The sequence below is a fragment of the Bacillus sp. NPDC057893 genome (genome assembly GCF_042796455.1).
Taxonomy (GTDB): Bacteria; Bacillota; Bacilli; order Bacillales; family Bacillaceae_G; genus Bacillus_A.
The window spans coordinates 45,407-56,256 of the sequence record NZ_JBHVNG010000010.1; the positions used below are offsets into that span (position 1 = coordinate 45,407).

Consider the following 10,850-nt stretch of genomic DNA (forward strand, 5'->3'; position numbering starts at 1 on the left):
TTTTGTTATAAAACTTTCATATTGAGCTCTTCTACACTTGTAACTCGCCATGTTTCCTTTTCCTTTTTTATGATGATTCGTAACACATTTTCGACTTTTTCTTCTCGATTTTGTGTTGAATCAGTCGTGACATTTATAAATTCAGCTAACACATTTACTTCCTCTTGATCGGGTTCATTTTCTTGTAAATAAAACTTCATTTCTATGGGTTTCGTTTTATAGGTATCTCCTAACTCGTATTTGTCAGTGGGATAGAATTGTTGTAAAAGTTCTTCACTCATAATGGACTTTGCCTTTTCTTTCCGCTCATTATAGCCTTCTTTTTCTCGATGAAAAGATAATTGAATAAACGTTTCGGCTGTCGATAAATACGCTCTTCTCTGTTGTTCTTGTGCGGAAGGAAGTACCTTATCCAGCCGTTTCTTTAAATCCTCATTCTGTCTTGTTAATAATTCATTTGAAAGCTTTAACTGTTTTTCTTTACCATCACTCATTGATTTTTTACTCAAGTAGATATTAAAACCTGTCACACCTACAACTAAAATTACAAACACAATAAACAAAAATTTGCGTTTATCTTTCATTCTTACAGTCTCCTATTCTTTTGATTTTTAGAACCTTCTTACATGACCAGAAAAGACTTTTTGCCAATACGGATTATTTAAATCTTCAATGAAAACCCCTTTATTTGTTTGGCATCCAATGAAAGTATTTTTATCAATTACAATTCCAACGTGCCCATCATGTTTGTAAGTATCAAAGAATATAACGTCCCCCGGTTTCATATCATTTGCTGATACCTTTGTACCGATTTTATTTAATGTTTCCGTACTTACAGCTCCCATTGGACTTACATTCATCCCTACTTGTTCGAATGCCCAGCGTACAAAACTACTACAATCAAAAATACCTCTTGCAATGTCATTTGTGTTACGTCCTCCACCAAATACATAGGTAGAACGCCCTATCCATTGACGACCTACATCGGCAACTTGTGAACCGCTACTGCCTCCACTTCCTGGATTTCCTCCTCCACCAGAAACGACAGAACCCGGCTGATAATATTTCAAAACGGCATCAACATAAAGTATATCGCCATAACACGCTTGATACGGTACAGCTTCTGGTCTAAGGCAATGATACATACCAGTGTGGGCTACTTTTTTGTATTGCTCCTGTGAGAATTTTATGGCTAATTCCTTTGTATATTTGCCACCATTTGAATTAACAAAATCAAAAAAACCTGTTCCGAAGTTGTACGCTTGGAGGGCTGTTTTGATATGATCCATGTCACCAGGACTCGTTACACCAGCTCTTTCTATCGCATGTTTAAATTCCTGTACACCAGCCCAAATACTGTAATCTGGATCGGTAATACAGTTTGGTGATTTACAATATTTCGTATTAAAAGCACCCTCTGATGATTGCATCGGATCACTGCCACGCCCTCCGCTCTCTTGCATCATTTGTGCAAGCATTAAAGCGACAAACGGTTCCACACCAAAGTCTTTCGCATGCTTCCGAATCGTAGGTTCCCATTTCAAAACTTCCGGCGAAACGTTCATGACTTGCCCTTCACCTGTATACGTAATATCACCTGCGTCTGTTCCACTTTCTCCACCCATTGCCGCAATAAAAATACTCATAACTCCAAGTAAAAGAAAAGAAAAAAGACCCATCACAATTAGCGCTAAAGTGATGAGCCATTTCTTTGGTATAACCCTTAAAACTAGATGCATAGTATTAAGCACCTCCCCCGAATAACATCAATTCTTCATCTGTTACTTCTACATGGAAGTGAATGTTTTTTACAGCCCCAATACTTAAAATGACATCCCCTGTTGGTAAATGTGGAATCGCTGCAATCTCACTTTCACTTAACTGTCCTGCAAATACTTTTCGTAACATATCTAAACTGTTATTATCTTGTTGCATGATAAATTTGTACTGTGTAAGTTCAAAGAGCTTTTTAATTTCATCAATCATTTCTTGTGAAGATCCTTCCGGTACAAAATCTCGAATCGTGTGACTTGCATATAAAAGCCCTGCAAAATATTTTCGATCTTCTCGGCTAAATTTAGTTAGAAATTGTAAAGCATGAGCGCTTTCTTTTTTCGTGTTTATGATATGATGCGCCTCGTCAATAATAATGAAATAACGAATTACATCTTCAAAAGCAAGTTTTTGTTTAGTATATGTCTCTAATTGTGGCGCACCATTGGATATCATTTCATCCCATATTAAATTAAAAACATTAAAAATTTGCGCTTGGAATACTTCCGGTTTAAAGTTTGAAATGTTTCGTAAGGAAAACGATACAACTTGTTCTTTTTTAAAGTTTTCAATAGTGGAATGACCATCAAATAATTGTGCATATGCTTCTACTAAATTTACAAGATTTAATTCAATCAACTCTAAACGATGTTTTCTGCTTTCTCCTAAATTCTCATGGTGTTTTCTATTTTCTACATTCTCATATAATTCATCACGAACAAAAGATAAAAAGTTTGAGAAAATGGGATACTCATTTGGTTTTCTTGTTGTAATTTCATTTGTTGCTCCTTTTTTATCATTCCATAATCCCATACGAATATATAATTTTCGAAGCAAATTTTCATACTCTTTAATTTCATCATCTTTTGCTTCTGGCGCAATGAATCGATAAAAAATTGTCAGTTTAGATAGATGTTGAGTGAAACTAATTTCTTCAAGTTCTGCTGTCTTATATACTTGAAGTGGGTTAATTTGACCTTGCGAACCATCTAATGCAATTGTTTTTCCATTCAAGTCACGTACTGTTTCCTCAAATTCACCTACAATATCAAAAATACGGATAAAATGTCCCTTACTTGCATAATCCACGGCTTTCTTTTTTAGTAAGGTTGATTTTCCAGCACCAGGCTTTCCAACCATTACACCGTTATAACTCTTTCTTTGTTTGTCTTTATGAAAAATATCAAAAATAACATTTCCTTTTGTTTTCGTTGTCCCATAATACGTACCGTATGGATCGTTCAAATAAGAATAGTGAAATGGACATCCACCAGCCAAACTGACTGCCGGAATTTCTTTTCCTTTTCTTCGGTTCACATAATTTTTTTGTGTATCAAAGCTCGTTACGAGTGCATCCCATTCATACTCTTGTTCATTTAAAAAGACAGCTCCTCGAAAATTATAAGACTCTAATGTTTCCATGATTTCTTTTACTTGTTTTTCTAACTCATCTAAAGTTCTAGCGGAAACATAGATACGGATATGAATACGTTTCATGACCTCACCTTGTTTCAAATCCGTATAGAGAGCTTCCAGCTCTAAAAATTCATTTTTTGCATCAATCCGATCTATATTATCCTTTGCTGTATCATGCCGAACACTTTGTTCACTCATGGATTTATTAATGGATTCAACAACCTCTTTTCGATCATCACTCATCACATCTAGTGTTGTGATCACATTTGGCATATTCATAATTTGTTCTAGCCAGAAATCATTTACCTCTGTTGGATAATCATAGATATGAATACAAGTAGCAAATCCGTCACCTGTTTGAACATAACTTTCTTTAAAACTGATTCCCCCTTGTGGCTGAATTCTAGCCACTAAATAAGGATTGTAACCTTTCTTCTTTTTTAGTTCTTCTTGTTTTTCCTTTTTGGATTTTTTACTTTTGAAAGCAAACATTCTATTTCCCCCTTACTACCATATATTTTTCGTTCCCAATTTTGCATTTTGATTATGCAATTTAAACATAACCTCTAGCTTCTTCTCTTCATCCACCTCTAATAGTTCAGTAGAGCGTTTGATATATCGCTTTGCTGCATCTACACGTTCTTTTACGATTAATTCCGTTTCTCCGTAAATAAATAAGAAAGCTTCACGATTTGTTCGTCCCCATTCTAAAAATTGAAGTTCTTTTAACTTCTGATTTAAAATCCGTTCATACAAAGGGCTGGTACATTCTTTGATTTTTTTCTCTATATACCGTTGTTGTTCGGTTGTTTGACATGGGAAGTTTAAAAAAACGAGTTTAATTGAATGTTTGTAGGCTTGATAAAAATAAGCATGTGAGAAAATAACAAATGCTTGTTCTTCGCTATTCTTAGAGAACATATCGTCACCTTCGACTTGAAGGATTTCTAAAAACTCCTCATTTTTCAGTTCAAATATGCCATCCTCCGTCATATCTACGATTTGCATAATTTCCACAATACTTTTCTTCACCTTTGGTGGTGCTTCTTTCTTTTTTCTAGATAAAAAGCCTAAAAGTTTTGGATTTTTCTTTTTCACAACATCTTTCTTTTGCTTTTCTTTCTTCTGCTTTTTCACTTTGCTTTCTGCCTTTGTTTGTTCTTCCTCTTTCTTTTTTGTAGGTAACACTTTAACAATTTCTTTGGGTTCGGAAAGTGTTTTTTCTACATTTTTTTCGTTAAAATGAAATGCCTTTTTAATCGGTCTTTCTATTTGTTTTGGTTTCTCTTTTTCCACATCTTTTTCACTGAATAACGCCATATGTGATCCCTCCCTTATTGATCGTTATCAATGGCACAATATGCACCTTTTCTTCTTAACAATGTAATAATCAACACTTCATACATTCGTTTTTGAGGATTCGTACTTGGTCGCCAAATCATAATTATTGCAATAGCTGCCATGAAAATAACAAATGGTAACTGAAAGGAATCATGTACGAAATTCCTAAGAATCATCGTTACAACTAATAAACCAATTAATAAAAAGAAGTCTATTAAATAAAGCACTTTATTAATCCGTAATTCTGTACTGATTTCCTTCGGAATCCGATAGCTTCTCATCGGGATTTCCTCCTTTTCGACAATAAAAAATAAGCGTACGATTACGCTTATTTTTTATCTGTATTATTTTTATTTTTGCTTACAATATCTCTCCAACTTTTACCTGTATTTTGACCCATCTGATAAAAACGCTTTGTATTTTGTACCGTTTCAGTATTATTAATTCGTTCTTGCACTCCTTTTACTTTTTGTTTCATGGATGATGTCGTATTTTTAACTTTATCCGTTGTATATTGTCCTAATGTCCGTGTTTCATGACTACTACTTGCTGCCACTTCTCTATCACTTTCATAAGGAATAATTGGGCTACTGTGTGTCACCGTTACGATATCGGCTGGTGTCGGGCTTCCTCCACCTGTTACTGGTCTTGATGTTTCCACTGGTGCGGGACTACTTCCACTTGATACTGGTCTTGATGTTTCCATTGGTGCCGGGCTACTTCCACCTGTTACTGGTCTTGATGTTTCCATTGGTGCCGGGCTACTTCCACTTGATACTGGTCTTAATGTTTCCATTGGTGCCGGGCTACTTCCACCTGTTACTGGTCTTGATGTTTCCATTGGTGCCGGGCTACTTCCACTTGATACTGGTCTTGATGTTTCCATTGGTGCCGGGCTTCCTCCACCTGTTACTGGCCTTGATGTTTCCATTGGTGCCGGGCTTCCTCCACCTGTTACTGGTCTTGATGTTTCCATTGGTGCCGGGCTTCCTCCACCTGTTACTGGTCTTGATGTTTCCATTGGTGCCGGGTTTCCTCCGCTTGGTGCTGTTCCTGCTGTTTGACTTCCTTCACTTGCTCCTTGTCTTACTGTTCCTGCTGTTTGACTTCCTTCACTTGCTCCTTGTCTTACTCCTCCTGCCGTTTGACTTCCTTCACTTGCTCCTTGTCTTACTGTTCCTGCCGTTGGGTTCCCTTCACTTGCTCCTTGTCCTACTCCTCCTGCCGTTTGACTTCCTTCACTTGCTCCTTGTCTTACTCCTCCTGCTGTTTGACTTCCTTCACTTGCTCCTTGTCTTACTGTTCCTGCCGTTTGACTTCCTTCACTTGCTCCTTGTCTTACTCCTCCTGCTGTTTGACTTCCTTCACTTGCTCCTTGTCTTACTGTTCCTGCTGTTTTTGGATTTCCTTCACTTGTTCCTTGTCTTACTCCTCCTGCTGTTTGACTTCCTTCACTCGCTCCATTTGCTTTTCCAGCTTCTTTCATTTCATCTTGAAGACTTGTTGTTCCCGATTCTTGCCCATTTGCTACCTCTGGTTTTTCGTTCCCTTCTTTTTTCATATCTTCTTGAATAGATGGCGAGCCACCATTCTTTTTATCTTCTTCCTTATTTAAGTTACCTTTTTCTTTTTCATTTTTTGCTAAATCATTTCCATTTGCTTTCTTCTGATCTGCTTTTTTCATTTGATCTTGCAAGGACTCTTTATTTTCAGACTCATTACCTTTTTTCATGCCACTTATAAGACCAGCCACGCCACCTGTTGCCATCGCTGCTGCACTTGCGGTTTTAGCCGCTGCAACACCAGTTCCTTCCGCTGCACCTTTCGTTCCTTTTCCAATCATATTTCCTAGACCCTTCATTGGTTTAGAATTTGCAAGAGCACCAATTCCTTTACCAAGTGCGAAACCACCTACTAACATGCCCCAACTGCTCTTTAATCCAATATCTATTCCAAATAGCCTTTCTACTACTGCCGGGCCATCTAGAACTGCCATACTAAATGCGGCTAATGCAATCAGATACGGTACACCACTTAGTTTGTCATGTAGAAACGCCGTTCCCATTATATATAGCTTCAAAGATAGGAATATCATAATCGTTGCTATAAATATATTGAGTATATTGGATAATACAGCTTTTAACTTCTGACCATTCGCAACATCGGCTGGTGCTAATATGTTCGCTAACAAGTAGTTAAATGCTAATTCGTAAAATAATCTAGCTAATTTAATACTCACCAATAACAACGTTGCGCCTGTTATCAGTAAAGTAAAGAATATATTCCAAAAGTTCCAATGCCAGCGATAATACTTTTCAGGAAAGAAATCAAACCATCCATCTTTCAATTCGGCTAAAGATGCGACTCCTAACGCATCCATTACTCTTTTATTCTGCAAAATTTTCTGACCATCATCCGATAAATTTTTATCCTTTGTGAACTCAAAATCTTTATCTATTTTTTCGGTAATATCTATCTGCCTAATGTTTTTCTCGGGAATATTATTTTTCGGATTCATATCCTCTTTCTTTTTCCACTTATTTTGATCTATTACTGCAATATCTGTTATGTTCTTCTTAATAATTTCATCACTCAAAGAACCTTTTTGTTCTGATTTTACAACTGCTATGGCATCATCGGTAAACTTATCAACCTTTGTCATACCAGTACTTAATAAACAAAGTACACTCAGTGTTACAAAAATATTGATGATAATTTGAGAACGGTTCATTTGTTTGTTCATAATGAACATGTAGCCAATATATAAAAACGATATGGCTAAAAGAACGACAAACAATGGATATAACATATCAACAAAATTTTGTATTTCCGGTGAATTAAAGAATCCTTTAATTCCCAGTATGGCATCTGTGACACCTTCTAAAGCATCTACAATTAAAGATAAACCTACAATTAGGAACCATCCTATCCAACGGAATACATAATTCACGATGTCTCCTACTTGAAGATAATCCGAGAACGCTTCTATCGTTTTTAAAATCTCTTCATCTTTCACCATTTATCCTCCTCTCTTGCTTACTACTGCCCTAATACTTCCTTTGCTGTCCAATTCACCCTTTCATTCAGTCTGTCAATACGAATAATCAATTTCCCTTTTTGTTCCCGATCTACTGAAAGGAAAAGAACCGCATCTTCTAGACCAAGAATGACCTCATTTTCTTCTGTTACAAACGGCGAGTAACTATCTAAAATCAATTGCATTTTATCCGTTATTATCGGTACACTCATTCTCTCTTCCTCCTTTATGTTTGGATTCAAAAAAGCACTCAAATAATTGAGTGCTTTTCTAACTCGTTACGTGCTCTTTTTCTTCTAAATCACGTAAAATTCGATTAATCTTATTTTCAACTGCTTGATAAACACCTTTGTCGATATGGTCATTGTGAGCCAACATTTGAAATTCACTGTAAAACTCGCCCATTTCTTGATTTTCAACCTCATCTATGGCTTTCCCTAACTGTGCTAAAAAGAACTTATCAACCAGTTTCAAAACCGCTAAATCAGTTTCAAAAAATTCAATAACCGTTTTCGATTTCCAATTTTCAATAGTGAGTGAATCAAATGGATTATCTTCTTGCTGAAACGCCTCTTCTGGAATGTCTTCATCAATCCCCATCATTTTAGGTTCTTCTGTTGGCTGCGGTGGCTCTACTGGTGAAGAAGTTTCCTGTTCTGGCTCTGGTGCTTCTTTCTTGGTTTGTTCTGCCTTTCTCTCTCCTAAAAAATCTACAATGAGTGTTTTCGGATCTACATCATCATGTAGGGAATCAATATCTATATCTAAAATAGATTTATCTGTATCGAACTCTACTCCCAAGTACTCCCATCTATATTTTAAGGCTGTTTCTTCTGTATTATAAATTGGTCGTGGTCTAATTCGTTTCCGCTCATTATCTTGACGTTTTATGACACGAATAACAGCACTTTCTCCTTCCTTAAAACTCATCAGTTCATTTGATGTTAACAATGGTCGTTGATCTAGACCTTCCGTTTTATTTTTATCAGTAGAAAGACCTTTTCCACTTCGGGAAGGTAGGTTAATTGTCTTATTCCCAAGCTTTTTGGACACTTTTTCGGCTGTTTCTTGATCGTTTGTTAGAATGTAGATGGTATTCCCACAGTTTCCATCAATGGTATCTGCATCATCTCCATACTTATTTTTCAATTGTGCATACGCCTGGATAACAAGGTTAAAACGAACATTTCTACCAAGACAAACCGTAATAATATTCGCCATTCCTTCAATACTCGGCATATTTCCAAACTCATCAAGGCAAAAAACCACCTCACGGTGACATTTCCCTCCACGAGCGAGGGATGCACCCTTAGCTAATATAAAATAGAGCTGTCTCACGAAAATAGAAGCAATGACATGATTAGAAGAATCAAAGTCTGGTGTAATCATAAAAATAGCAACTGGTTTATCGAAATAATCCACTGTAGTTACCTGGATATCTTCATTTTTTTCTACTACTTTAAACTCTGTATGACCCGTCTTTTCATCTATTTTCGTAATAGAAATAGATGTTTTCTTTTTATCATTTCCCTTTTCATTACATTGGATTGTATCCCCGACTTTTACTACTTGCTTATAATCCAATGCAAAACGTCCTGTGATATCTGCTTTGATAGACTCCTTTGAGCCATCCGGAAATACAATTTCTACTCGTTTTCTAGATGTTACTTTTCCTTTTATCATTTTTCCAAACCCTACACGTTTTAAATCCACACTGTTTTTCGAAGTCATTTTTGCGATTTCATCAAACGTAAAGATAGAGAGTCCGTTCATTGTTTGGGTGAAGATTCCGCCTCGTGTCGTTCCTTTCGAGAAGTTTGAGGTTGCATATTGCATTTTCGCAACACTATCTGCTGGCAAACCTTCAAAGTATAAATCTAATGCATTTTGTGGATCGGCTTCCGGTTCTACGATTACCTCTTTTGAACCAAGTTCTGATAACATATTTGCTACTGCATACATTGTGATTTTTTCTTCTGTTCCTTCTGCAATACATTTATCCGTAACAGCTAATATCATGGCATTGCACAAGCTCATCGCACACTGTTGCCAAAAAGGATCTTTGACAGTTGGGTTGTAATACAAAGTGTGAGAAAGTGTTTTACATAGTGCTTGCGCTGTTGAATAATCTCCGTCTTTATAGGCATCTTTTACTAGTTGCAATAAGTTATAACTCATAGAATCAAGTGGGTTTAACAAGTTCAAAACTTCAATGTGATACCCTCGTTCTTCCAGCGTTTCTTTCGATGCACTGAATAATTCCCCCTTTGGATCGTTAAAAATTAAAGATGGCTTATGTTCCGCTCTAGAATAGACATCAATTGTAGGAAATACAAAGGTTTCCCCTTTACCAGAGCGGGTTGTACCAATGATTAAATTGTTTACAGGACTATCATCAATGAATACTTTGTCACCTAGTCGAGAGATAACAACACCACCGCCACCTTTAAATGATTTCTCTCGATCTGGTACGGCTCGATATTGCTTTTTCAGCTCTTCAACTGTTGTAAAACGACTAGATCCTTTCTGATGATTATTTAAGTTTTTAAAGGAAGATTTCAATTTGTACACTGTTCTTACTATGGTTCCAATTACTACAAGGAAAACAAGCATGTAATAAATCGGATGCTCTGCAATCGGCATTTGAAAAAGAAATCCTATATCCATATGAAATGGTTTTGGATGTAATAAATCACTAAATGTTGTTCTTATTAACTCTAAAGTCAAATTGAGTAAAAAATTAGCGACTAAAAACATTCCAACAAACAAAAAAGTACTCAATGGAATGAGTACTTTTTTTTCAGCTAACTTATATTTAATTGATATTTCATCTTTATACATGGGTAAGTAAATCCCCCTTTAAACCGTTATATCTGATTTTGATTCTTGTTTATTTAATTCTGTTGGTTTCTCTGGATTTGTTGGCTTCTCTGGATTCGTTGGTTTCTCTGGATTTGTTGGCTTCTCTGGATTCGTTGGTTTCTCTGGATTTGTTGGCTTCTCTGGATTCGTTGGCTTTTCTGGTTCTGTTGGTTTTTCCGGTTCTGTTGGTTTACCTGGATCTGTCGGTTTCTCTGGATCTGTTGGTTTTTCCGGTTCTGTTGGTTTCTCTGGATCTGTTGGTTTCTCTGGATCTGTTGGCTTTTCTGGATCTGTTGGCTTTTCTGGATCTGTTGGTTTCTCTGGATTTGTTGGCTTTTCTGGATCTGTTGGCTTTTCTGGATCTGTTGGCTTTTCTGGATCTGTTGGTTTCTCTGGATCTGTTGGCTTTTCTGGATCTGTT

General features: G+C 36.5%; 8 protein-coding genes and 1 pseudogene. All 9 read right to left on the bottom strand.

What is annotated here, in order from left to right:
- Positions 1-5: 5 nt before the first annotated feature.
- A complete protein-coding gene (locus ACFVQC_RS25790) occupies positions 6-584 on the bottom strand; it encodes a MerR family transcriptional regulator (RefSeq protein ID WP_377899615.1) in 579 nt (192 codons plus the stop codon).
- Positions 585-611: 27 nt separating this feature from the next.
- On the bottom strand, positions 612-1,739 hold the full coding sequence (locus tag ACFVQC_RS25795; protein WP_377899616.1) for a bifunctional lytic transglycosylase/C40 family peptidase: 1,128 nt from the start codon (positions 1,737-1,739) through the stop codon (positions 612-614).
- 4 nt (positions 1,740-1,743) lie between these two features.
- Complete coding sequence (locus ACFVQC_RS25800; RefSeq protein WP_377899617.1) at positions 1,744-3,681, bottom strand: VirB4 family type IV secretion system protein; 1,938 nt, start codon at positions 3,679-3,681, stop codon at positions 1,744-1,746.
- A gap of 15 nt (positions 3,682-3,696) precedes the next feature.
- Complete coding sequence (locus tag ACFVQC_RS25805) at positions 3,697-4,509, bottom strand: hypothetical protein (RefSeq protein WP_377899619.1); 813 nt, start codon at positions 4,507-4,509, stop codon at positions 3,697-3,699.
- 14 nt (positions 4,510-4,523) lie between these two features.
- The gene (locus tag ACFVQC_RS25810) at positions 4,524-4,811 is read right to left on the bottom strand and encodes a DUF5592 family protein (protein WP_002130425.1); all 288 of its coding nucleotides are present in this window, start codon (positions 4,809-4,811) and stop codon (positions 4,524-4,526) included.
- Positions 4,812-4,858: 47 nt separating this feature from the next.
- The gene (locus ACFVQC_RS25815; protein WP_377899620.1) at positions 4,859-7,546 is read right to left on the bottom strand and encodes a pLS20_p028 family conjugation system transmembrane protein; all 2,688 of its coding nucleotides are present in this window, start codon (positions 7,544-7,546) and stop codon (positions 4,859-4,861) included.
- Between the two features lie 23 nt (positions 7,547-7,569).
- Positions 7,570-7,779: a hypothetical protein gene (locus ACFVQC_RS25820; RefSeq protein WP_002166624.1), complete on the bottom strand. Its 210-nt coding sequence runs from the start codon at positions 7,777-7,779 to the stop codon at positions 7,570-7,572.
- A gap of 58 nt (positions 7,780-7,837) precedes the next feature.
- On the bottom strand, positions 7,838-10,408 hold the full coding sequence (locus ACFVQC_RS25825) for a VirD4-like conjugal transfer protein, CD1115 family (protein ID WP_377899621.1): 2,571 nt from the start codon (positions 10,406-10,408) through the stop codon (positions 7,838-7,840).
- A gap of 18 nt (positions 10,409-10,426) precedes the next feature.
- A pseudogene (locus tag ACFVQC_RS25830) lies at positions 10,427-10,850 on the bottom strand (hypothetical protein); the annotation flags it as partial.

Bases quoted from the DNA above. Each gene is read 5' to 3' on its own strand.
- ACFVQC_RS25800 (WP_377899617.1), bottom strand. From the start codon at position 3,681: ATGTTTGCTTTCAAAAGTAAAAAATCCAAAAAGGAAAAACAAGAAGAA.
- ACFVQC_RS25795 (WP_377899616.1), bottom strand. From the start codon at position 1,739: ATGCATCTAGTTTTAAGGGTTATACCAAAGAAATGGCTCATCACTTTA.
- ACFVQC_RS25810 (WP_002130425.1), bottom strand. From the start codon at position 4,811: ATGAGAAGCTATCGGATTCCGAAGGAAATCAGTACAGAATTACGGATT.
- ACFVQC_RS25820 (WP_002166624.1), bottom strand. From the start codon at position 7,779: ATGAGTGTACCGATAATAACGGATAAAATGCAATTGATTTTAGATAGT.
- ACFVQC_RS25805 (WP_377899619.1), bottom strand. From the start codon at position 4,509: ATGGCGTTATTCAGTGAAAAAGATGTGGAAAAAGAGAAACCAAAACAA.
- ACFVQC_RS25790 (WP_377899615.1), bottom strand. From the start codon at position 584: ATGAAAGATAAACGCAAATTTTTGTTTATTGTGTTTGTAATTTTAGTT.
- ACFVQC_RS25825 (WP_377899621.1), bottom strand. From the start codon at position 10,408: ATGTATAAAGATGAAATATCAATTAAATATAAGTTAGCTGAAAAAAAA.